22 protein-coding genes and 4 tRNA genes are annotated in these 22,773 nt (G+C 64.2%); 13 read left to right on the top strand and 13 right to left on the bottom strand.

The window, feature by feature from the left end:
* The first annotated feature begins 69 nt into the window (after positions 1–69).
* Entirely contained in the window at positions 70–1,596 is a 1,527-nt protein-coding gene (locus ACVWY6_RS09820; RefSeq protein WP_457537674.1) for an MFS transporter, read from the top strand.
* Here the strand turns inward: ACVWY6_RS09820 and ACVWY6_RS09815 are convergent.
* The 3 genes from ACVWY6_RS09815 to ACVWY6_RS09805 form a co-directional block, all read right to left on the bottom strand.
* Positions 1,593–1,808 carry a hypothetical protein gene (locus tag ACVWY6_RS09815; protein ID WP_023957184.1) on the bottom strand — a complete coding sequence of 72 codons (216 nt, stop codon included), beginning with the start codon at positions 1,806–1,808 and terminating at the stop codon, positions 1,593–1,595. The two genes, ACVWY6_RS09820 and ACVWY6_RS09815, sit on opposite strands and share 4 nt — an antisense overlap.
* Positions 1,809–1,828: 20 nt before the next feature.
* Positions 1,829–2,059: a hypothetical protein gene (locus ACVWY6_RS09810; RefSeq protein WP_023957186.1), complete on the bottom strand. Its 231-nt coding sequence runs from the start codon at positions 2,057–2,059 to the stop codon at positions 1,829–1,831.
* A 171-nt stretch (positions 2,060–2,230) separates the two neighbouring features.
* Positions 2,231–2,689 (bottom strand): MarR family winged helix-turn-helix transcriptional regulator, encoded by a 459-nt coding sequence (locus ACVWY6_RS09805; protein ID WP_457537673.1) that lies wholly within the window; start codon positions 2,687–2,689, stop codon positions 2,231–2,233.
* Positions 2,690–2,981: 292 nt separating this feature from the next.
* Between ACVWY6_RS09805 and ACVWY6_RS09800 the strand changes: the two genes are divergently transcribed.
* From ACVWY6_RS09800 to ACVWY6_RS09790, 3 genes are all read left to right on the top strand, one after another.
* Complete coding sequence (locus ACVWY6_RS09800; protein WP_457537671.1) at positions 2,982–3,365, top strand: DUF5313 domain-containing protein; 384 nt, start codon at positions 2,982–2,984, stop codon at positions 3,363–3,365.
* Positions 3,366–3,431: 66 nt separating this feature from the next.
* Positions 3,432–3,683, top strand: coding sequence for a DUF6480 family protein (locus ACVWY6_RS09795; RefSeq protein ID WP_457537669.1), 252 nt, complete (start codon positions 3,432–3,434; stop codon positions 3,681–3,683).
* A gap of 60 nt (positions 3,684–3,743) precedes the next feature.
* Positions 3,744–5,252 (top strand): protein adenylyltransferase SelO, encoded by a 1,509-nt coding sequence (locus ACVWY6_RS09790; RefSeq protein WP_457537667.1) that lies wholly within the window; start codon positions 3,744–3,746, stop codon positions 5,250–5,252.
* 13 nt (positions 5,253–5,265) lie between these two features.
* Here the strand turns inward: ACVWY6_RS09790 and ACVWY6_RS09785 are convergent, their stop codons facing one another.
* The 3 genes from ACVWY6_RS09785 to ACVWY6_RS09775 form a co-directional block, all read right to left on the bottom strand.
* The gene (locus ACVWY6_RS09785) at positions 5,266–5,907 is read right to left on the bottom strand and encodes a PadR family transcriptional regulator (protein ID WP_023957196.1); all 642 of its coding nucleotides are present in this window, start codon (positions 5,905–5,907) and stop codon (positions 5,266–5,268) included.
* A gap of 92 nt (positions 5,908–5,999) precedes the next feature.
* Complete coding sequence (locus ACVWY6_RS09780) at positions 6,000–7,337, bottom strand: serine hydrolase domain-containing protein (protein WP_457537665.1); 1,338 nt, start codon at positions 7,335–7,337, stop codon at positions 6,000–6,002.
* 70 nt (positions 7,338–7,407) lie between these two features.
* Positions 7,408–8,787: a serine hydrolase gene (locus ACVWY6_RS09775; protein ID WP_457537663.1), complete on the bottom strand. Its 1,380-nt coding sequence runs from the start codon at positions 8,785–8,787 to the stop codon at positions 7,408–7,410.
* Positions 8,788–9,285: 498 nt separating this feature from the next.
* Here ACVWY6_RS09775 and dacB point away from each other — a divergent pair, with 498 nt between their 5' ends.
* Both dacB and ACVWY6_RS09765 read left to right on the top strand, forming a co-directional pair.
* On the top strand, positions 9,286–10,872 hold the full coding sequence (dacB, locus tag ACVWY6_RS09770) for a D-alanyl-D-alanine carboxypeptidase/D-alanyl-D-alanine endopeptidase (RefSeq protein WP_457537661.1): 1,587 nt from the start codon (positions 9,286–9,288) through the stop codon (positions 10,870–10,872).
* 123 nt (positions 10,873–10,995) lie between these two features.
* Positions 10,996–12,270 carry a sensor domain-containing phosphodiesterase gene (locus ACVWY6_RS09765; RefSeq protein ID WP_457537660.1) on the top strand — a complete coding sequence of 425 codons (1,275 nt, stop codon included), beginning with the start codon at positions 10,996–10,998 and terminating at the stop codon, positions 12,268–12,270.
* A 27-nt stretch (positions 12,271–12,297) separates the two neighbouring features.
* Here the strand turns inward: ACVWY6_RS09765 and ACVWY6_RS09760 are convergent, their stop codons facing one another.
* Together ACVWY6_RS09760 and ACVWY6_RS09755 are read right to left on the bottom strand one after the other, a co-directional pair.
* The gene (locus ACVWY6_RS09760; protein WP_457537658.1) at positions 12,298–13,191 is read right to left on the bottom strand and encodes an ATP-grasp fold amidoligase family protein; all 894 of its coding nucleotides are present in this window, start codon (positions 13,189–13,191) and stop codon (positions 12,298–12,300) included.
* 93 nt (positions 13,192–13,284) lie between these two features.
* Entirely contained in the window at positions 13,285–13,452 is a 168-nt protein-coding gene (locus ACVWY6_RS09755; protein ID WP_023957208.1) for a hypothetical protein, read from the bottom strand.
* A gap of 176 nt (positions 13,453–13,628) precedes the next feature.
* Between ACVWY6_RS09755 and ACVWY6_RS09750 the strand changes: the two genes are divergently transcribed.
* On the top strand, positions 13,629–13,841 hold the full coding sequence (locus ACVWY6_RS09750) for an ANTAR domain-containing protein (protein ID WP_457537656.1): 213 nt from the start codon (positions 13,629–13,631) through the stop codon (positions 13,839–13,841).
* Between the two features lie 145 nt (positions 13,842–13,986).
* Entirely contained in the window at positions 13,987–15,279 is a 1,293-nt protein-coding gene (locus ACVWY6_RS09745) for a sensor domain-containing phosphodiesterase (protein WP_457537654.1), read from the top strand.
* 95 nt (positions 15,280–15,374) lie between these two features.
* On the opposite strand, the gene ACVWY6_RS09740 is transcribed toward ACVWY6_RS09745, so the two are convergent.
* The 3 genes from ACVWY6_RS09740 to ACVWY6_RS09730 form a co-directional block, all read right to left on the bottom strand.
* Positions 15,375–15,448 (bottom strand) — tRNA-Phe (locus tag ACVWY6_RS09740).
* 68 nt (positions 15,449–15,516) lie between these two features.
* A tRNA-Asp gene (locus tag ACVWY6_RS09735) sits at positions 15,517–15,590 on the bottom strand.
* A 31-nt stretch (positions 15,591–15,621) separates the two neighbouring features.
* Positions 15,622–15,694: transfer RNA gene (locus ACVWY6_RS09730), tRNA-Glu, on the bottom strand.
* A gap of 253 nt (positions 15,695–15,947) precedes the next feature.
* Here ACVWY6_RS09730 and ACVWY6_RS09725 point away from each other — a divergent pair.
* Together ACVWY6_RS09725 and ACVWY6_RS09720 are read left to right on the top strand one after the other, a co-directional pair.
* Positions 15,948–16,023, top strand: a tRNA-Lys gene (locus ACVWY6_RS09725).
* 96 nt (positions 16,024–16,119) lie between these two features.
* Positions 16,120–16,248, top strand: coding sequence for a hypothetical protein (locus ACVWY6_RS09720; protein WP_023957214.1), 129 nt, complete (start codon positions 16,120–16,122; stop codon positions 16,246–16,248).
* Positions 16,249–16,340: 92 nt separating this feature from the next.
* Here the strand turns inward: ACVWY6_RS09720 and ACVWY6_RS09715 are convergent, their stop codons facing one another.
* Positions 16,341–17,339 (bottom strand): oxygenase MpaB family protein, encoded by a 999-nt coding sequence (locus ACVWY6_RS09715; protein WP_457537652.1) that lies wholly within the window; start codon positions 17,337–17,339, stop codon positions 16,341–16,343.
* A gap of 109 nt (positions 17,340–17,448) precedes the next feature.
* Here ACVWY6_RS09715 and ACVWY6_RS09710 point away from each other — a divergent pair, with 109 nt between their 5' ends.
* From ACVWY6_RS09710 to ACVWY6_RS09700, 3 genes are all read left to right on the top strand, one after another.
* Complete coding sequence (locus ACVWY6_RS09710) at positions 17,449–18,063, top strand: TetR/AcrR family transcriptional regulator (protein WP_457537650.1); 615 nt, start codon at positions 17,449–17,451, stop codon at positions 18,061–18,063.
* Positions 18,064–18,188: 125 nt separating this feature from the next.
* Complete coding sequence (locus ACVWY6_RS09705; protein ID WP_457537648.1) at positions 18,189–20,444, top strand: MMPL family transporter; 2,256 nt, start codon at positions 18,189–18,191, stop codon at positions 20,442–20,444.
* Complete coding sequence (locus ACVWY6_RS09700) at positions 20,441–21,496, top strand: PHP domain-containing protein (RefSeq protein WP_457537646.1); 1,056 nt, start codon at positions 20,441–20,443, stop codon at positions 21,494–21,496. The genes ACVWY6_RS09705 and ACVWY6_RS09700 overlap by 4 nt, the downstream gene beginning before the upstream one ends.
* A gap of 12 nt (positions 21,497–21,508) precedes the next feature.
* On the opposite strand, the gene ACVWY6_RS09695 is transcribed toward ACVWY6_RS09700, so the two are convergent.
* Entirely contained in the window at positions 21,509–22,750 is a 1,242-nt protein-coding gene (locus tag ACVWY6_RS09695; RefSeq protein WP_457537644.1) for an alpha/beta hydrolase family protein, read from the bottom strand.
* Between the last annotated feature and the right edge of the window lie 23 nt (positions 22,751–22,773).

Below are 22,773 nucleotides of genomic sequence, written 5' to 3'. Positions count from 1 at the left end.
TTCACCGTGACGTTGTAGGGTGCCCCCGTCTGGGTAGCCGAGTACAGGGGCGGGCGGTGGCGAGAGCCGATGACAGCGACTGATCGGGACGGCCGCCCGACAACGGTGCAGCAGTACATCGACGAGGTGCCGGCCTGGCGCGACGGCACGCCGGCCACCGCCGGGGCGATGACCTCGATGCAGAAGCGCATCTGGCTGTTGGCGTCGGCAGGCAAGTTCTTCGAGGGAATGATCGTCTTCATGGTCGGGGTGGCGCTGCCGCTGATCACCGCCGAGTTCGACCTCACCTCCGCCCAGGCCGGATTGACAACGGCCGCACCACTGCTCGGCATCATGATCGGCGCGAGCGCCCTCGGCGGTCTGTCCGACCGATGGGGCCGCCGCCAGATGTTCCTCGCCGAGATGGCGCTGTTCACGGTTTTCCTCGTGGGCGTCACCGTCAGCCCGGGGTACGGCAGCCTCGTCGTGTGCCTGATCGGCATGGGGCTGGCACTGGGCTGCGACTACCCCACCGCCCACACCATGATCTCGGAGACGATGCCGACCAGCGTGCGCGGCCGAGGGGTGTTGGCGGCGTTCGGTTTCCAAGCCGTCGGAGCGCTGGCGGGCACTCTGGTCGGCGTGCTCATCCTCGGCAATCGAGACGAGCTCTCCGACTGGCGGTGGATGTTCGCCGTCGTGGTCATCCCATCGCTGCTGGTGATGGTCGGGCGCGTGTTCATCGTGCAGAGCCCCCACTGGCTGCTCCACATCGGTCGAGTCGACGAGGCCGAAGCCGAGCTCCAGCGCCTGCTTGCCCGGGAGCCGGTGTATCCCGCCACGGTGACGTTGAACCGCAGCGATCCGGCCACCGCGGCATCCTCCGGCTCCGGCGTCGGAATGTTGCTTCGCGCACCATGGCGCCGGTCGACCATTCTCGCGAGTGTTCCCTGGTTTCTCCAAGACCTCGGCACCTACGGCATCGGCATCTTCACACCCACCGTCATCGCGGCGACTGTGGGCACAGCCGCCGCGAACGAGTCGACCGTCACCGCCGTCGTCGACAACGACCTCCAGGGCACCGAAGGCGCCGTGATGATCGACGCCTTCCTGCTGATCGGCATCGTCCTCGCTGTCGTCCTCGTGGACAGGTTCGGCCGAATCCGACTGCAGGTCTTCGGGTTCCTCGGCTGCGCAGTCGGTCTCGTCATCGCGGCCCTGTCGACGGTCATGACGGGAACCCTGCAGATCGTCCTGGTCTTTGCCGGCTTCATGTTGTTCAACCTGATGACCAATCTCGGCCCGAACTCGATGACATACCTGTTGGCAGGCGAGGTGTTCCCCACCCACCTGCGGGGTACCGGTGCAGGCATGGCGGCCTCGGTGGCAAAGGTGGGCGCCGTCCTCACAGCCTTCCTCTTCCCGATCCTTCTCGAAGAATGGGGCACGGCCGCCATCGTCCTGATCCTGGCGGGCACATCGCTACTCGGCGCCCTGATCACCTGGAGGTTCCGAGTCGAGACGACAGGGATCAGTCTGGAGCAGGTCGACCGGATGCACGACCCCTCGCCGCCTGCCGGGTCGCCCAGCCCTCGGCTGACCAGCAATCGCAGCTAGCGCCGCCTGGGTTCGAAGGCATTCGGGAATCGATCTCGCAGAGCTTTGATCTGGCGCTGGACGTCGTACAACTCGCGGCGCTTGGCGTGCTGCACGGCCACCGGCACCGCCGCCCGGCCCGACAGCTCGGCCTCGAGTTGATCAGCCCACCGCTCGAGCTGGTCTGCGAAGTACCGCGCTTGCTCTTCGCTGGGACTGACGCTATCGGACACTGACGGCATGGTCGTAGATCCTAAGCGCTATGCAGTCGCTGATTGCAAATCCTTTGAAGAGCCTCGTGCACCTCGGGGGACAAACCACCGACATCGGCGTCGAGCGCATCGGACAACCGTTCGAAGTAAGCATCCACGGTGAGCCCGAACTCGACAAAGATGTCCTCGGCCGAGCCTCCCCCGAACGGGTACCACCGCTCTGCGAACTCGAGCAAACGCGCATGATCGGCTGGCGCGATACGCGGTGTCATACCTCAAGTCTGTACCGCGAGCGGCGAATTCGTGACATGGACAGAAGATCCCGATGTGGCGACGAACGTCAGACGTACAATGCGTGAATGTTCAGTGAACTGCCAACCGCGAGCGCTTGATTCGTTGAGTGCCGGCAGCCACGAGCGGTCGCCGTGAAGCCCCTGATCAACTCAGCGCCGTGCGGCGGCGTTCACTGTCGTCAGAACCGAATGCAGCCGCTCGAGCGTGTCCAGGTCGACGCCGAGAGCCTCGACGACCGCATCGGGAATGAGAAGTGCTTTCTCGCGGACTCGGAGACCTTGTGCGGTGAGGTCGATGACGGCCAATCGCTCGTCTGCCGGATCGCGGCGGCGGGTCAGGTACCCGGTTGTCTCCAGCCTTTTCAGGAGCGGCGAGAGCGTCGCCGAGTCGAGCTGCAGGGCATTGCCGATCTCTTTGACCGAGCGCGGCGATTGCTCCCACAGCGCGAGCATCACGAGGTATTGCGGGTGGGTCAGGTTGAGCGGTTCGAGCAACGGCCGGTAGACAGCCAGCACCGAGCGGTTGGCGACGGCCAGCGCAAAGCAGACCTGCCGTTCGAGAGCCAGGGGATCAACACGGCCTTCTTCTTGCCTCGAAATTGTGCTCACGAAACTCTTCCTCGATCGAACAGGCAGCACCGCTTCCAGCGGCGCTGATGACCGGATTGACACCCAATCTACTGCATAGCACGCGATTCAATCGCGTCTTATTCACTGGCCATCGGCGTTGTGACCTCTGTCATCATGACTGGATCCCGCCCCACCACCGGCGTAGCGTCCTATTAGATAGTGCACGATGTATTTCGGTGCGCACCAGTGGCGAGTCCGGTTCAGCGGATCGAACTCACAGGCCGGCGCCGTCCCACCTGGGGACACCGGAGACCGTAGAAGTGGAGCGAGCGTGACATCCGAGGCAGACCGACCGGCCTTCTTCCAGTACGTGAAGTACTGCTACGGAGCCAAATTGCCCGACAGCATGAGTGCGTGGGTCGCCAACGACCAAGCGGGCCCCGGCGCCACCCGGCGGATGATCGTTCGCTGGGCGATACCCTGCATCCTCCTGCTCGCCCCGATGTTCTTCGTGCACGCGTCGATCTACGTCCGCCTGAACATGACGGTCCCCATCTTCTTGCCCTATGTCATGTTTGCGATCGCCCTGAACCGCGTGTACCGACGTCATCGTCTGGCCCAGCACGGGTTGGATCCCGATCTCGTCAACGCGATCGCCCGGAAGCGCGACGCCCATCTCTACGAAGCGTACGAACAGAAATACCGGGGCAAATAGAGCGCTCGAAGCCAGTAGTGGTGCACCCCGCTGGTTCACAATCGTCAATTGGGGTACTCAGCTCACATGCCTGCTGACGCTCCTGACAACTCCAAGAACGAACCACAGAACCCCGAACCGAACAACACCGCGGGACTCGAAGCCGGGGGCAGCGTCACCCCCGGTGACACCCCGCCGGCCGAGACGGGTGTTGGTGGCCCGAATCATGAACCGCCTCAGCGTGGCCGCACCGGGCCGATCATCGCCATCGGCGTGATCTCGTTCATCGTGCTCCTCATCGCCATCGGTCTCATCGCTCGCGTCGTAGGCCTGTTCTGATGTCGGCGTCCAACAAGAAGCAAACAACGTCCCACCACTGTCGATCGCTACCCTCGACTGATGGTTGAAACACCGCAACCACCAGTGGACACGAAGGCCGCGATAGCCGGCCTCGAGAGCACTTTCGCCGACGAGCTGACCGCACTCACCGTTCCATGGCAGGGTGCTCCCTCCCCTGACCCCACCTTGCTCGTGCTGAACGAACAACTCGTGGAGTCCTTGCACCTCGATGTCGAAACGCTGCGCAGCGCCGAGGGAGCCGCCGTTCTGTCCGGGACAACACCGCCTCCCGGGGCAAAGCCCGTGGCGATGGCGTACGCCGGCCACCAATTCGGGGGATACACGCCGCTGCTCGGCGACGGTCGAGCTCTGCTCCTCGGCGAACTGAAGACCGATGACGGCCGCCGTATCGACCTGCACCTCAAGGGTTCAGGACGTACCCCGTTCTCCCGCGGCGGCGACGGCTTCGCGGTCGTCGGGCCGATGCTGCGCGAATACCTCGTCAGCGAGGCCATGCACGCCCTCGGAATCCCCACGACCCGATCGCTGTCGGTGGTTGCCACCGGACAAGCCGTTCGCCGAAACGGTCTCGAGCCGGGAGCCGTGCTCGCGCGGGTTGCGTCCAGCCACCTGCGAGTGGGCACCTTCGAGTTCGCGGTTCGACAGGGCGAGATCCTGCAGCCCCTCGCCGACTACGCGATCGCCCGCCATTACCCGGCAGTCGCCGATCTGCCCGCGCACGGTCCAGACAGCCGATACCTGGCCTTCTTCCATGCGGTGGTGGATGCGCAGGCCTCACTGGTTGCGCAGTGGATGCTCGCCGGCTTTGTGCACGGCGTGATGAACACGGACAACACGACGATCTCGGGCGAAACCATCGACTACGGCCCCTGCGCCTTCCTCGACGCATTCGATCCGAACGCGGTCTTCAGCTCCATCGACCGCGGCGGCCGGTACGCGTTCGGCAACCAACCCGCCGTGTTGAAATGGAACCTGGCTCGCCTCGCAGAAGCCCTGCTGACACTGATCGCCTCTGAACCCGACGACGCCATTGCCGCGGTGACCGACGTACTGAACACTTTTGATGCGCGCTACGCGAGTCACTACTCGGCGGGCATGGCGGCGAAACTCGGCTTGGCCGGGACGGTGGTCGAGCCAGAATTGATCGACGAACTCCTCGCTCTGCTGGCCGACCACGGCGTCGATTGGACGAGCACCTTCCGCGCCCTCGCCGACGAACTCCGCGGCGACTCGACTGCTCTGGACGATCTATTGTCTCGTGAGCGCACCGCCTCGTGGTTGCAACGATGGCGCGGCGCTCTGGCGGACGCGGGAGTGGCGCTGCCGGAAGCCGCGGATGCGATGGACCGCGTGAACCCGATCTACATTCCGCGTAATCACCATCTCGACGCCGCATTGCGCGCCGCCACGGAGGGCGATCTCGGCCCCTTCCAGACGTTGCTCGACGTTGTCACGCATCCGTTCCAGCGACGCGACGAGTGGTCCGAATACAGCGGGCCAGCCCCGCTGGTGTTCAGCGAGAACTTTCAGACGTTCTGCGGGACTTGAGCACAGGTGGAATTCACTCTTCCCTGCCCTCACGCACCACGGCTTTGAGGATCTCCTCGGTACGGCCGCGAGATGTATCGGCCGGACTGACGGTGTCGGGCCATGAATCGGTCTCGGACAATGCCCACTCCGACCACTCGATGATGTGGGCGTAGTGCCCGACCATGTAGCGGTTGGCCAAGGTCAGCAGATGGCGGCGTTCGGGATGTGAACCCCGATCCGGTTCCAACATCCGTTCGGCGTTGGAGATGAACAGGTTTCGGGCCGCCTCGGCCTGATCACGCATGTTGCGCAGGTTCGCCCGCAGATCCTCGATCGACCCTTGTTCTGCGAAGCACACGCGGATCATTCCCTCGAACACCAACGCGGGCGGCTGTGACTGGGTGGCCAGCCACTCGGTGAGCGCAGCACGTCCCTGTGGCGTGATCGAGTAGATCGTCCGATTGCGGCGCTTGCCCGCCGGTTCGGTACGCGCAGTGACCAGGCCGCGTTCGAGGAGTCGCTTCGGTGCGTTGTAGCGCTGCCTGTCTGCTCGCGGCCACAGTGCGGAGACCCCTCGTCCGACCTGCTCGGCGATTTCGTAGGCCGATCTGTCCTTGGCCGTCAGTAGACCCAAGATCACATACGACGTCGTGTTGAGGTCGCCCTGGGCCACTTATCTCCTTCCCGCGGAGCGTCGTGTTTCGATACGGCCGCGAGAGCCAATCCTACCGAGACGCTGTTGCGAGCCGCCGCGACCGCCGGCCGCTAGCCGCCGCTTGTGTCCTCCGCCGCATCGTCGATGTCTTCGCCGGTGTCGGTGGCCGGGCCCGCGTAGATCAGGGGAACCAGGGACTTGGCAACCATCGCCGCAGGCGGAATACCTTCTGCGGTCGGAGCAAGATTGCCCCATACCACTATGGTGACGTCGTTCACCGGGTCGTAGCCCATGAAGGAGTTGTAGCCGGGCATCTCGCCGATGTGTCCGTACATCGGTCCCATCTTGGCGATTCCGTAGCCATAGCTACTCCCCGATGGGTCCTCGGGATCAGACGGTTGCACGCTGTCCATCCGCAGCTTCTGGGTCTTCTCGTCGAGCAGATCACCCTTGCCAATCGCCTTGACCCAGGTGGCCAGGTCGTTGGCGGTCGAAATACCCTGTCCTGCAGCCCATGTCCACGACGGGTTGTCGTTGGTTGTCGTCCGCGGTGTGACCGTACCCGCCTCGATCGCCGCCAGCCTCTCCGGCGACAACGACTCCTTGCCTTCACCCAACGTCTCGACGTTGCCGCTGTAGGAGTAACCGTTGACGTAGGTCGCCGGAATGGAGGTGTCGGTGTTGGCCGGGAACGACGTGCCGGTCATTCCGAGTTTGGAGAAGAAGCGATCCTGGAAGATCTGGGCAAGGGGCTTGCCGTCGAGTTCCTCGGCAATAAGGCCCAGCAACACCGTGTTGGTGTTGGAGTAGTTGTACTCCGTACCCGGAGGGGCCAACGGTGGATTGGCGAACGCGAGTTTGAGCAATTCCTCAGGCGTCCAGACCTTTTGGGTCTCGGTGTCGAGTGCTGTGTTGAGCTCCAGCGTGGCCGTGTAGTTGTAGAGTCCGCTGCGCATGTCCAGTAGCTGGCCGATTGTGATGTTCTGCCCGTTCGGGACGTCAGGTCGGTATTTGCTAACCGGGTCGTCCACGGAGATCTTGCCCTCTTGGACCATCTGCATGATGGCCGTGCCTGTCCACGTCTTGGTGTTCGAACCGATACGCACCTTGGTATCTGGGGTCGGAGCTTCGCTGGAGCCGATTCCGAGGGTGCCCCACGACTTCGTGTAGTCGCCCTCGGGCGTCCGGACCAACACCATCATGCCGATCTCGCGGAACTCGGTCGCCATCTCGTCGACCACCTTGTCCATCGCGGCAGGGTCGAGAGGCACCAGCGCACCACCCGGCGCGGCGCTGCTCGGCGACGACGACGTCGACGTCGACGAACTACTCGAATCGGACGAGCATGCGGTGGCGACAAGAGCCGCTGTGACCATCACGGCGACGGCCCCGGCCTTTCGGTTCCGGTGCCGCCGGCCTACGCGGATCAATGTAGAAGGTGATGACATGTGCTCTCTCTCCTTGTGTGGCGGTCGACTTCGCTAGGGCTGCAGAGATCTTCGGTGGCGTGTTCGTGGTTCATGCCGGAACCTTCGTGAAGGTACCGAGGCCCTGGGCATCGAGATACTCGATGGTGAACGACGTAGCCGTGCCGTTGTCCGTGGCGAACTGGATACTCGTCAGCCCGACTGCGTTCTCCCCCGACGTCTCGAACCAGTAGGTATCACCGTCGTAGTGAATGAGCGGATAGCTCAGCTGTTGATCTCGACCCAGCCTCAACACGAGATCACCGCCCTCGTTCACCACTTCGGCGGCGCCATAAAACGGGCTGACGAACTTGCCCACGTAGACCGAGGCCGCTTGTGGCGGCGTGGCACCGGTCGGCGGGCTGGTGTAATCGGTCTCGGAGCGACCATGTTCGACGAGCTGTTTGAACTGACCCGACACATACGGCGCCCAGTCGACGGTCAGCTTGCCGTTCTTCGCATAGTCCATGAACTGGGCGGCGATCGTCTCAGAAACGCCGATGGGTGCTGTGTTGGCGAGCACCACTATCCCGAGGTCTTCACTCGGCAAGAGCTCGACATCGGTGCTGGCGCCCAACGCAAACGCGCCCGCGTGAGCCACCTGCACCCTGCCCCGATCGTCGGTGTTGATCGAGAAGCCGGTGCCGTAGAAGCTCTCTCGTGCGCCGGGCTCGGTTGCCGGGCGGGAGAACGCGTGGGCCTGATGGGTGTACTGCAGCGCGTCGGGATCCACGATCTGGCGGCCTTCGAACATGCCGTCGGCGAGTTCCATCCGGATCCAAGCGGCCATGTCGTCGACCGACGAGCTGGCACCGCCCGCCGGCGACTGGGCCTCGGGATTGCTGACGTACTTCGCCTCCCACGTGTTGGTGGCGGGATCGACGAGCACGTGGTTGTACGCGTGATTCGGGGCGTTTCGCCATTCGTCCGTGCTCGACGTCGTATCGGTCATGCCCAGGGGTTCGTAGATCGTCTGCTCCGAGAGCTCCGCCCACGTCGTGCCCTGGGACTTGGCCGCAGCAACGCCGGCGACGGTGAAGCCATAATTCGAATAGGCGTAATTGTCTCGGAAACGGTCGAGGGGAAGCTGATTCAGACGCGACACGATCTCCTCGTAGTTGTAGCCGAGGTCTTCGAGGAGGTCGCCGCCGTGGTCGGGTAGACCCGTTCGATGCGAGAGCAGGTCGGTGAAGGTGGCGTTCTCCGTGACGTACGGGTCTGCGACCACAAAGTTCGGCTCGTACCGTTTCACGGGCTCATCCCAGGAGATCTTGCCATCGCCCGCGAGCTTGGCGATCACGCTCGATGCCAGCGGCTTCGAGACCGAGGCGAGCTGAAACATCGTGCTGGTGTCCACCGGTTCCGGTTCGCCCACCTTGCGCAGGCCAAAGCCCTTGGCATAGACCACCTCGTCCCTGTAGACGACCGCCACCGCGATACCCGGGGCCCCGTACGGGACATCATGTCGTCGACGAACCCGTCGATCCGATCGGTCGCCGCATCCACCGCTGCCTGATCGATCTGTGCGGCCGAGACATTGGGCGGCGCCTTCGCGGGTGAACCAGACGACGCCTCGGACGACGAATCACACCCGGAGAGAACGAGTGTGGCCGAAACTCCCAGCACCAGCGCACAGGTGAAACCAGAAGGTCTCGACCGCGGACGTTGGGTGGGAAGAGCCGGCCGAGTGGTCATTCTTCGCTCCATGACAAGGCGGTCCGCCCGTGGCGACCCGTCGAAACCGATGAGGCGCGCGCCGATCCACCCCGCCGTGGACGCTTCGAGCCAATGTGTCGACCATACTTCCATCAAGTGCAACTTGCACGGTGTAATTTGCAGTAAATACTTTCCACGGAAGTGATTGTCGAGCCGGACAAGGGAGTGGTGCGCCACCATGTCAGCAGTCGAACCGCGAACAAGGACGTATCGAGTGAGGACAACGCTGGCCGCATTCGCCGTCGGCGGTCTACTCTTTGCCGCCGCATGCTCCGGCGACTCGTCGGGATCCGATGAGAAGTCGCCCGGTGGGCAAGGCCAGACACTTCCTGCAGCTGCAGCGACAATCATGGAGACCGAACCGTACGACGCCGCACGGTGGTCGTATCTGGTGGTGGACCCGGAGACCGACGAGGTCGTCTACAGCAATCTTGCCGACGAGTTCATGTTCATGGCCTCGCAGACAAAGCATTTCACCGTCGGGACGGTCTACCAGGATCTCGGCGTCGACAGACGACTGACGACCCCTGTCTATGCAACGGCGGCACCTGTGGGCGGAACGCTCAGTGGAAACCTCGTCCTGGTGGGATCGGGCGACCTCGCGCTCGGCGGGCGCAATGCACCCGACGGCAGGTTCGACTTCGCCACCGACGGCATAGACCACGTGTACGCCGATGCCATCCCGGGGGCGGTTCTGGCACCCGGCGATCCGCTCGCCGGACTCGATGACCTCGCCGCCCAGGTTGTCGCATCCGGGGTCACCCGCATCGACGGAGACGTACTCGTCGACCCACGGTTGTGGGAGCGATACACAACCGTCGAAGGGGTGGTTCCGTCGATATACGTCAACGACAACCTGGTCGACATCCAAGCCACACCAGGTCAACCCGGACAGCCCGCGACCATCCAAATGCTGCCTGGCAACGGGCTTTTCAGACTCGACTCGCAAGTCACCACGGGCGCAGCCGACAGCGACTCCACCATGACGGTCAGCGCGGACGAGCTCGATCCCACCGTCATCCGGGCGACCGGTTCGGTACCCGCAGGCAAGTCGACATTGACGGTCTTCCGCATCACCGACGCTCCGACCTGGGCGCGTCAGCTGTTCATCGAAGCCCTGCAGCGCAAGGGCGTGACGGTCTCATCGACTGCCAAGGTGAACGAGCAGGCCGCACTTCCGGCCGAGAACAGCTATCGAGACGATCTACGCCTCGCGAAACTCGAATCCGTACCGCTCCAGGAGATGGGCTCGATGATCCTGGCCACCAGTTACAACACGGGTGCAAACGACTTCCTCTGCCTGTTGGCGGTCGAGGCCGGGTCCCAGGAGTGTTCGGACGGTCTGCCCGCGATCCGGGAGCTCGCCACCGAGGCAGGTATCGCGCCGTCCGAGTTCGTCATCGTCGACGGTCAGGGCAGCGACCCGTCGTCGGCCACGCCCACCGCGATCACGAAGTGGTTCAAGTGGGTGGACAAACAACCGTGGGCCGACACCTTCTGGGCCGGACAACCGATCCTGGGCGAGCGCGGCTCCCTCAGTGGGGTGGGTGCCGACAGCCCTGCGAAGGGGAAGGTGGTCGGGAAGACGGGAACGTCTGCCGACGCCGAACCTGGAACCGGCCGACTGGTGATGACGATCCAGGGATTGTCCGGCTACCTCGAGGTCGGTGACGGCCGCCGGCTGCTCTTCGTTGTCGGGGTCAGCAACGCGGTGTTCCCTGATCTCCCACGCGGGATCTTCCAGGTGGGTGACGACGTGGGGATGGTCGCGGCGGCGTTCCAGCAGGCCCAGAGCAAGTGATGCGCAGGACCCCACCCCACCTCACCCCGTCCTGACACCCGCACGCCCCACTGCCCGCGAGATCGTCAACTAGGCTTCTCACAACAGTTCGGCAGGCCTGCTGACAGCGGAGAAACGTGCCCCATGATGGACCGAAGTGAAGATCCACCGTCAGGCATTGCCACGGTTCCCATCGTCTGCCTCTACCAGCCGATCGTCGACCTGCGCACCCGGGAGACAACGGGGTACGAGGCACTCGCACGGTGGCCGAGCCGACCAGATCTGAGCCCGGGCGAGGTGTTCGGTTCAGCACGAGACGACGGCACACTCACCACCCTGGATCGTGCCGCGCAGCAGGCCGCGTGGCGCGGAGCGTGCGAGGCGGGGCTACCAGGTTCGTACACCCTTTTCATCAACGTCGAAGCCGATACGTCTTCGAGCCTGTCGTTGACTGCCGACGGGTTCGCTCCGGAAGTTGACGCGGGGCCCGACCGCGTGGTCATCGAGATCACCGAGCGCGCGCTGCTTGTCGACCCCGGTCGTGTTCTGGAAATCGTCGACGAAGCCAGGGCGCTGGGATGGGGCGTGGCTCTCGACGACGTCGGCTCCAACCCGGACTGCCTCACCATGCTCGACTTCGTTGCACCGGAGATCATCAAGATCGACGGGCCACTGACCCGGACTCGTCGCCCGACCCCAGTCCACACTGCAACCCTGGCCGCCATCGCCGCGTACATCGAAGCCACCCCCGCCACGGAGCTGATCGCGGAGGGGATCGAATCCGCGGCCGACCTCGAGCAAGCTCTGGCGCTCGGCGCGACACATGGCCAAGGCTGGCTGTTCGGACACCCAGCACCCCTGCCCGACGTCTTTCCAGCTGTGTCGAAAAGGATGCTCCCCCATACTGACGTGCCCACCACGCTGCTGAGCCGACCGTCGGAGGCGCTGGAAACGATCAGTCCGCGCATCGGCCGCAAGAGCCTGCTCATCACGCTGTCTCGCCACCTGGAGGACATGGCCTCTACATTGCGTGCCCCGGTCACGGTCCTGGCCACTTTCCAAGACGCTGCGAGTTTCGGACCCGTTGTCGCAGAACGATTTTCCGCCCTTGCAGCCACACACCCCCATGCTTTTGTGGCGGCTTTCGGCGTCGACATGCCAACCCACCCGGCAGCAGGGGTGGTCGGAGTCCCCCTCAGCGCGGACGACAATCTGGTCAGCGAGTGGACAATTACGGTCACGGGCGCGCACTACTTCGGAGCGCTCATCGCCCGCGACCTCGGCGACCCTCCTGACGACCCGGACCGCCGGTACGCCTACACGCTCACCCACGACCGGTCCATTGTGACCACCGCTGCCCGCGCTCTCATGCGACGGATACACCATCGGAATGCTTTTGCGCCACAACATGATTCTTGACATCGATCGTGCGGCGGCGATGCTCCGTCAGTCGACGTATTCCTTCGGCACCTGCCACGTCCGGCCGAATTCCCGGTCGAACGACTCCGGATGGAAAGGGCTCTCCCCACCGGCGGGGTAGTTCGTCAGCTCGCCGAACACCACTCGCCCGTCGACGACGTACAGGTCGACCCGGACGAAATCGGTGGAGGCGGCCAATTTCTCGGCCACGATGATCATCTCGTCCAAGCATGCCGGTGCCGCTTGGGGCTGCTCGGCCGGCGGAGGACCACCACTCAGCGGCAAGAGGGTCCAGGTCGTTCGGTAGAAGTTCTGGGTTCTCCTGCCGAACCGGCCGGTGTCGACCTGAATGAACTCGCATCTGCCGTGAAAGACGAAGAACTTGTAGTCGTCGGGTACGTTGCCGAGGTCATTCATCAGGAGTTCTTCGATGAGGACCCTCCGAGGGACATGGCCATATGCCCACTCCCGGTTCGGGCCCTGCCCGTACAACTGCTGTAGCCAGTAGCGTGCGATCGCCGTCAATTGGCCACGGTCCGCGTGCTCGGGGCGGACATGAATGTAGGACCAGCACGCCTCCACATCGGGCAGACGCATGTCTGGATCGGCAGCGTCGGAGACCACCACGACAGCCCCGCTCCCGTGGGACGGCTTGACGACATACTGTCGCGGCAAGGCGACGGCGAGAAGCCGCTCCGGATCGTCCACGGTTGCGTACACCGCCGGTAGATATCCCGTGCCCACGGTGGTCCCGACGAGCTCTCGTACCGCGACCTTGTCAGCGAACGTCACCACGAGGTCGCGATGGTCCCGCAGCATCTTGTAGCGAACCTTCTCGGTGAACGTTTCGGGGTTCCGTGTCTGCGCGAGCCGCCACCATCGCACCAGCCTGCTGCGTTCGCGCCACCGCGCGTGCCGCATACCTGGTCCTCAGCCGGCCACGGAGCGCAGCCGCTCCAGTGGGTGCACGTACATATTCATCGGGATAAAAGCTACACACGTCGTCCTGCCGGGTCAGCGGCGGCGGAACACATCGCGAAGCCCGCGATGGTGTTCGTTGCGCCGCAGGGTTTCGGCTTCGTCTTCGAGGTCGGCATGGCTGATCACGCGCGCAACAACGATTGCGACACCGATCGACACGACCACCCAGACGACGGCTCCGACGCCGATCCACCACCACACCCGGGAAAGTATGTCGTACCGAGAATTCGCCCTGACAGACAATGGTCATAGTGATCTTTACGGTCAGCACGCGACGGTCAAACCATCGTGGTTCGCCTTCTGCGCAGCCAGAAGCGCACAATGGGGTTCTACCGAAGACATCCCCTTCGGTGTCGCAGCGAACAAGGGAACCCCACATGGGCACCAGCAGTGAGCTCAATGGCGTACTCAGCGAGCGACACGTCATCGCAATCGCCGTCGGGATGCTGATGCAACGGTGCAGGCTCAGACGCATCGATGCCACGCGGCGACTGAAGCAGGTCGCGACCGTTTCGAAGGTGTCATTGTTCGATGCGGCATCGATTTTGATCGACACCCACCCGAGACCACTGCGGCCCGAATACAACTGACACGAGAGTTTCGACTGTCGAAACCACGGCGGCGATCGCCCTACAGATGCGAGACAAGTTGTCCGGCATCTGACTCCGGGCAGGTTGCCTGCGCAGGAATCCGGCGGGGGTGGTTGAGTTGGCTTCCAACCCGAGGAGTGTGGTCATGGCCGAAGACGACCGGCGCGCGCAGTCGGCGTCGCACTACACGCGGATAACGCCTTCTCGCGGGCTGACCTCGGTGCTCGCTCTCGCCGCGCAGGTGACCGGTTGTCCGATCGCGTTGATCAACGTGGTCGACGGAACGCATCAGTACACCGTGGCTGCTCACGGATTCGACACCGGAATCGTTGTACCTCTGGGCATGTCCGCGTGCGCCGGGGTGATAACACGGGCTGCGCCGGTGACCATTCTCGACGCCGCCAGTTCGGACGCAGATGAAGATGTCGCCGATCCGTTGCGCCGAGCGGGATTTCGTGCGTACGCAGGCATCCCCCTGCTCGGTCGCGAAGACCTGCCGGTGGCCACGCTGTGTGTCCTCGACACCGAGCCGCACACGGCACAGGACTTCGATCTGATGGCACTGCAACATTGCGCGGTCCTGGCAGGTGAGCTCCTCGACGCGGCACGCTCGCAGAACAGTCGCACAGCCATCGGCGCGAGGTCGCCCCGCAGCCACGGCGATGCCGAACTCGGCATCGGCGAGGTGTCCGCTGCGATCGACAACGGCCAGATCGTGCCGTGGTACATGCCGATCGTCGACCTGCAGACCGGTGAGCTGACGGCCGTAGAAGCACTCGCGCGATGGGTACACCCCGAGCGCGGGGTGCTGGCTGCCGACTCCTTCATCCCGCTGGTCGAGAACACCGATCTCATCATCGAATTCGACCTGACCATGCTGGCCCGGGCGGTTGCCGACCTGCAGCGGTGGCGCAGCGAACGCATCGATGCCGACCACATCGGGGTCGCGGTCAACTTCTCCGCCCACCACTTCTATCGTCCCGACTGCGCCGACCGGATCGACAAGGTGACCACAGCGGCCGGCGTGGCCCCTGCTTCGGTCACCCTCGAGATCACCGAATCCGTTGCCGTACCCACCACGGCGCTCATCGATGCCCACGTCATCGACGATCTCCGGGAGCGCGGCTACATCGTCGTGTTTGACGACATCGGCGGCCCGTGGCTACCTGCCGAACACCTGCTTGCGATCGGCGTCAACGGCCTCAAGGCCGACCGCACCGTCGGGTCGTCGCTACACACGCCGACCGGACGTGCGATTGCCCGGGCCCTGACCGCACTCACTGCCGAGCTCGGCCAATTCCTGGTCATCGAAGGCATCGAGACAGCTGAACAGGCGCACCAGGCACGCCTCGTCGGGGCCCGCTACGGGCAGGGCTATCACTGGTCCCCCGCCCAACCCGCCGTTGCGTTCCCGATGCTCTCGAGTGCGCGGCCATAGGCGGCAGGCCAGTCAAGGTCAGGGAATCAGCTCGACTCAGAATGCAAAAAGTCCGACCCTCGGAGAGGATCGGACTTCGTGGACTGCGATAACGGTGGCCAGAGTCGGGATCGAACCGACGACCTTCCGCTTTTCAGGCGGACGCTCGTACCAACTGAGCTACCTGGCCGGACGGCACCCGAACCGAATGCCAATCGAACTTGGTGTTGCGATCTCCGGCGAACCGGAGATGTAAAGCGACCCTGACGGGACTCGAACCCGCGACCTCCGCCGTGACAGGGCGGCGCGCTAACCAACTGCGCCACAGGGCCTTGCATGCTTGCCAGTGTCATCTGGCTCGCGTACCCCCTACGGGATTCGAACCCGCGCTACCGCCTTGAAAGGGCGGCGTCCTAGGCCGCTAGACGAAGGGGGCCGGTGTTCTCCGTAAGGGAGCTGAATCAGCTTAGGACACGGGCGCAGAAAATCCCAAATCAGCAGGTCAGCCCGCATTATTTGAACAGTTTGCCACCCCCGGTCGTCGGCGCACCGCATCAATCACCACGCCCGTGTTCAAACACGTGCGCGGCGACCGAACGCGTGCGGCGGCACACCGACCGGCCGCGTGCCCCGACTACACGACCCTGCGCCGGCGTCTTGTAAACTTCGTTTCGCCCTGAAATGGGCACGCCCCTTTAGCTCAGTTGGTAGAGCTACGGACTTTTAATCCGCAGGTCCTCGGTTCGAGCCCGAGAGGGGGCACCACCCTTTTGAACCCGACATTTGCTGCACGAAAGACAGTTTGTTTCGCAGACAAAACGGCGCCCTGGATGCGACTGTCATCGCGGTCGCCGAGCAGAAGTGCGCATCGGCGATCAGATCAGTTCGAACATCGCCGAAAGGAACTTCATGTCGTCTTCTGAACTCGCTCTCACTGCACTGCTGGCATTCATCGGCCCCATCTTGGCGCTCTACGCCAACGGCAGCTGACACCGAGACGCGTGCCCCGGGTGTCCACGCGCCACCCGGGCATGGCTCACCGACAACGCATGCGTCACCCGGACCGGTGACACGACGCGTCGTCAGACGAAGCTCGCCTCGATGGCCTCGCGATCGCGGACCTCATCAGTCCCCAACTGATACGTCGGGAGCGTGTGTGCCGACGTGGTGCCGCCTGCAACCCTCGCCTTGGCTTCCTCGAACTCGGGTGCGGTTCCCATCGCCAGATGTAGACCATTGAGCGAACTCCAGACCGCGGTTCGGCGCGCAGCGCGCTCGAGGGAATTGGGCGGGCGGTACATCACCAACTGGGCCGCCCAGGTCGGCATCGTGTCGCGGATGGCCCAATCGACCGCCGCGGGGACAGGGTCGACGAGGTTGACGCCGGTGGCCACCGCGTTCCCGTATGTCATCGCCAATCGGGGCAGGTACGACTTCAGGCAGTCGAGCGTCTCGGCCTTGGTGGTCGGCAGATCCGTACCGCCCAGGGCGTGCCCCACCCGGACGAACTCACGGTAGTACTCGTCGAGGTCTGCCCCGCGCAGCGGCTTCGGATGGTAGATCTCGTGTGCGGTGGCAATCCCCCACACCACCGTCGCATAGTTCCACCGCAACCACTCCGGGTCGTCGGCGTCGTACGAGAGACCGTCCGGCCGAACACCTTTGATGGTGTGGTGCATCGACCGCACCGTCTTGGCCAGACGCTCTGCGGTCGCCGTGGACCCGTAGGCGGTGCCGATGAAGAATGCAACCGAATGCCCGAGTCGCACCGCGAGCCCCGCCGGATCCAGCTGTCCGGTGGGTTCACCGCGAGCATCCTTCTGGACCAGCCGTGAATGGTGCATGCCCATCCAGAAGATGCTGGGATCGAGCCGTTCGAGGTACGAGGCGCACTGCAGGCCGAAGATCAGTACCGGCGTGTGCGAGTGCACGTGCCAGGTGGCACTGTCCGGGCCGAACCAGCCCGGATCACCTTTTGGACCGGCGAACTCCATGCCCCGGAAGTACTTGCTGCGGATGTCCTTGTCGAAACGCTGGTTGAGCCAATGGCCGGCTACTTGGTGCGGCAGTAGAGCAAGCATGTATCGATTCACTCTCGGTTTGGCGACGTGTGTCTCCACAATAGGGTCTGGTTACGGTCGTGACCAGACTTCTCTTTGATTCGACTGGGCCTGGAAGTACGCTTTGCCCATGTCGACCCCCACCCGATGGGCCGGCGTTCCGCTGACCGATCGTCGCGCCGAACGCCGCACTCTGCTCGTCGACGCCGGGTTCGCACTCTTCGGGTCGGGCGGCGAGGCCGCACTCTCGGTTCGTTCGGTCTGCCGCGAGTGCGAGTTGAACACTCGCTACTTCTACGAGAGTTTCGCCGACACCGACGAATTGCTCGGCGCTGTGTACGACCGGGTCGCCGCCGCGCTGGCGACAAGGGTCGAACAGGCGATGGCCGACGCCGGCGATTCGGTCCCGGACCGCACGCGTGCCGGCATCCGGGCGGTCCTGGGCTTCAGCTCCGAAGACCCACGCCGCGGCCGGGTGCTGTTCACCGACGCCCGAGCGAATCCCATCCTGTCGGCGAGACGTGCTGTGGCACAAGATGTTCTGCGTGAACTGGTGCTGACCGAAAGTGGTCAGGTGTTCCCTGATTCAGATCCCGTGGCCACCAGGGTCGGCGCGGCGATGTACACCGGCGCGATGGCCGAACTCGCCCAGGACTGGCTCGCGGGACATCTCGGAGACGACCTCGACGCGGTGGTGAAACACGCGTTTCGTCTGGTGATGCGCTCGGCGCCGGCAGAAAAGTAGATCCCCCGTCGGTCACACCGATGAATTCGGGGAGATCTCAGGGTCATTCCTGATGGATCCGTCCCGGCCCCTGGGCAAGGATGGGATCCGTCCCGCTCGCCATCTCGCCCCGGAGGCCGACCGCCATGGACCGTTACACGTCATTCATCATCCGTCGCCGATGGCTTGTGATCGGCACCTGGATTGCGGTGCTGATCGCCGCGATCGCCGCAGCGGCCATGTGGGCCGGCCCCACCACCACAGCCTTCACCAACGACACCCGGACGGAGTCGGGTAAGGCCGGTGAACTCCTCGAACGCGCAGGCCAAGGTGACCAGGCGACCGCCGGTCAGATCGTCATCGCCGCGTCGAACGACATACCGGGCGGCGTCCGCAACGCGGAGGTGACCCAGGCCGTGGAAGGCCTTGTCGGTGAGATCCGCTCGAGCTCCTCGGACGTGACCGTCGGCGACCCCTATGGGCAGGGTGCACAGGTATCGCCGGACGGACGCATCTCGATCACCTCGCTCGACCTGGGGACCGGCACCGACTCGGTGGTGCAAGACCGCGTCGACACCATCAAGGAGATCGCCGGCAGCGCCGACATTCCCGGCGTGGCAGTGGAATTCAGTGATCCGCGCTTTGATGAGGTCCCGCCGAGTGGGACATCCGAAGGCATCGGCGTATTGCTGGCTCTCATCATCCTGCTGATCGCATTCGGCTCGGTGATCGCCGCCGGCCTGCCGATCCTGTCGGCACTGTTCGGCGTGGGGGTGGGCGCGTCCGTGCTGTTCCTCTTCCAAAACGTCATGAATGTCCCCAACTTCGCGATCTCGGTGACGATGATCCTGGGCATCGGCGTCGGCATCGACTACGCATTGCTCATCGTCACCCGCTTCCGCTCGGGGCTTCACGACGGTCTCGACACCGACGCGGCGGTCCGGACGGCGATGCTGCGAGCCGGACGATCGGTGTTGTTCGCAGGCTGCACGGTGATCATCGCCATGTGCGGCATCCTGATCTCCGGCGGCGACCTCGGACCGTCACTGACGTTCGCGGCCATCGCAGGCATCCTCGGCACATTGATCGCATCGGTGTCGCTACTGCCCGCACTGCTGTCGGTCATCGGTACCCGGGTGAACAGCCTGTCCCTGCACTGGTTGCGCAAACGTCGTGGCAAAGACCCCGACAAGGCGCTGGAAGGCGTGTGGGCAAGCAAGTGGAGCCGACGCATCCAGCAGCGACCGTGGGTCGGCGTGGCCACCGCGGTGCTCATCCTGGTGATCCTGTCGATCCCGGCGTTCTCTCTGCGCCTCGGTTTCTCCGACGCGGGGAACCGGTCGACCGACGCGACCACCCGCGTCGCCTACGACTACGTCACCGAAGGCTTTGGTGTCGGCGCCAACGGCCCGCTCGTGCTGGTTGCCGAATACCCCGACGGAACCGACCCGCAGGCAGCCCTCGGAACGTTGCAGCAGCGGATCCAGGCGGATCCCGATGTCGCGCAAGGTGGGGTCACGCCCCCCATCCCCGTCGGCCAGGTCGACGGCAACCAGATCGCCGTGATGTCGGTGAACCCGGCCACCGGACCGCAAGACGAGGCCACAACTGAGCTCATCGAACGCCTACGCAGCGAGGTGATCCCGGACAGCCTGGGACCCGACTCCGACATCTCGGTCAGTGTCACCGGCATCACCGCCGGCGCAATCGACTACGCGGACATCACCTTGAAGTTGCTGCCCTGGACCATTGCTGCCGTGCTGGCCGCCGCATTCATCCTGCTGGTGTTGGCCTTCCGGTCGATCGTGGTCCCGGTCAAGGCCGTGATCGTGAACGTGCTGTCGCTCGGCGCCGCCTACGGCGTCATCGTGGCGATCTTCCAATGGGGTTGGGCGGGTTCACTGTTCGGGGTCGGCCGGGCGGGCCCCATCGATGCGTGGGTACCGATCATGTTGTTCGTCACGGCAATCGGGCTCTCGATGGACTACGAGGTGTTCCTCGTCTCGCGCATCAAAGAGCGCTTCGAGCGGACCGGGGACGCCACCACGTCGGTGGCCGAAGGGCTGGCCAGCACGGCCCGCGTGATCACCTGCGCGGCTCTCATCATGGTCTGCGTGTTCCTGTCGCTGGCCTTGATGCCCGATCGGAGCCTGAAGATCCTCGGCGTCGGACTCGCTGTCGCGGTGTTCATCGACGCCAGCATCGTCCGATTGCTGCTGGTGCCCTCGACCATGGAGATCCTCGGCAAGGCCAATTGGTGGTTCCCGTCCTGGTTGAGCTGGCTGCCCCGCGTCGATGGTTCGCACGATGACGACATCCCCGATGTCCGGTCGAGCGATGACGGCTCGCGCGAGACCGCACCGAGCGCCCCCGTGGACGCGGAGGGCAAACTGGTGAAGTGAGATCCATAGATCCATTGACCGCACCGGTGTCGCCGGCGGAGGCCCTGCGCCGAATCGCGCTGCTCCTCGAACGGGCCCGCGAACGCACCTACCGCGTAGAAGCGTTTCGCAAAGCCCTCAAGGTGGTGGCAGGCCTCAGCGACGACGAGCTGGCCGACAAGGTCAGGCGACGCACACTCACCGACCTGCCCGGCATCGGGAAGACCACCGCCGCCGTCATCGCTCAGGCCGTCTCCGGTGAGATACCGGACTATTTGAAAGCGTTGCAAGACGAGCAATCCGCGCCACTGGCCACCGGCGGCGCCGACCTCTACGCGATGACCAAGGGCGACCTGCACAGCCATTCGGACTGGAGCGACGGCGGATCCCCGATCGACGAGATGGTGCTCACCGCGATCGACCTGGGTCAGGACTGGATGGCCCTGACCGATCATTCGCCACGGCTCACCGTCGCCAACGGCCTGTCGGTGGAACGCTTACGCAAGCAGCTGCACGTGGTCGACGGCATCAACGACACACTCGGAGAACGATTTCGCCTGTTCCGCGGCATCGAGGTCGACATCCTCGACGACGGGTCGCTCGACCAGACCGAAGAGATGCTGGGTGAACTCGACATCGTCACCGCGTCGGTGCATTCCAAGTTGAAGATGGATGCCGGACCGATGACCCGGCGCATGGTCGCCGCAGTGCGCAACCCCTACGTGAACGTGCTCGGCCACTGCACCGGGCAACTCGTCACCGGGGGGCGGGGCAAACGCGCCAGGTCGGTGTTCGACGCCCGGGCGGTGTTCGAGGCATGCGCCGAATCCAACACCGCGGTGGAGATCAACTCGCGCCCTGAACGAGTCGATCCCCCAGACGAACTCATCGAAATGGCGATGGAGGCCGGCTGTCTGTTCGCGATCGACTCCGACGCGCACGCACCAGGCCAACTCGACTTCAAGGCCCTCGGATGCGAACGGGCAGAGCACCACGGCATCCCGCCCGAACGCATCGTCACGACCTGGCCGGCCGACGAGGTGCTGGAGTGGGCCGCCGGCTCGCGCAGCTGAGTCCGAGCCGCGTCACGAGATGATGTCGTCGAGCCAATCGAACATGCGCTGATCGGTCAACGCGCGGGCGAGCGGCTGACAATGGAAGTTGGCTCCCTCGTCCGCGGTGAAGTGGGACAACACGGCCTTGCCGTTCAGCTTGTCGGCCAAGGCCTTTGACTGTCCTGGCCAGAACTGTTCGTCGTCGGGGTCGGTGATGAACAGCGGCGTGGTGATGGCTGCCGCCTCGTCATCGGAGATCCGGTACTTGAGCACCTCTGCGAGCGTGTCGAAGTAGGTGTCCTTCTGGTAGGGACGCGCCCGGAAGTTCCACATCCGAGAGTTCTTCTTGGAGAACTTCATCCCGGTGGCCATGTTGCGGTCGAACTTCTCGCGATTGCCCTGCTCGATGAGCTTGATCATGCTCTTGGGCATGTGCGCCAACCACGACGCCGACACGTCCACCACTCCCGGGTCGGCGATCGCCGCGGCCAGCCGGTGCTCGAATGCGAGAGCACGCGGAACCCAGTATCCCGCCTGACTGATGCCGTAGAGGGCGATCTTCGATTCGTCGACGTCGGCACGGGCGCCCAGGAAGTCGACGATCGGCGTGATCACCGCCTCCCAGTCATGACGAAAGGGCACCGACCGTTCGAACAACATCGACTGCTGGCCCGGCCCATCGAAGAACAGCACGTTGTATCCACGCTCGAGGGCACCTGCCCCGCCGCAAGTCCACAGACTGCTGATCGGGCCATCGCTTCCGTTGTTCAGGATCAGGGTCGGGCGGGGGCCGTCGCCGGAATGCCGTGGCTGGAAGAAGTATCCGGGAAGAGTGGTGTCTTCGTACGGTATGTCCACCCGTTCGGTCTTGTGCGGGGTGGCGTCGACAAAAGCGTCCCAGGAGTCGCGGTGCTTGCGGAACGTGGGCAGCAGCGCATCCTCGGAGTCGAGTTCATCAACCGAGTTGACCGCCGTGGCGTAGTACGTCGCGGCGCGCAGATACGCGCGGGCGGCACTCAGATCGTGGCCGGCGGCACGCCCGGCCTCGGCCAGCGCCGTGATCCGGTCGCCGAGCCCGACCCACGCATCGAACCACTCCTGATGGGCACTCTCCCCTACCGTCGCGATCGCCGAGAGCACCTCACCGATGTCAGCAGCACCGTAGACGGATTGCCCCAACACGATCCGGACCTCGAAATCGCGGTCCGGACTTCGATAGAAGCCAGCGTTGAATGCCTCGTGCGGATGAGCGGAAAACGGCAGAGATGGCATGGCAAACAGCCCTTTCGACGACA

It is taken from the genome of Williamsia sp. R60 (assembly GCF_054063855.1).
This window is presented reverse-complemented; position numbering and strand designations above follow the sequence as displayed.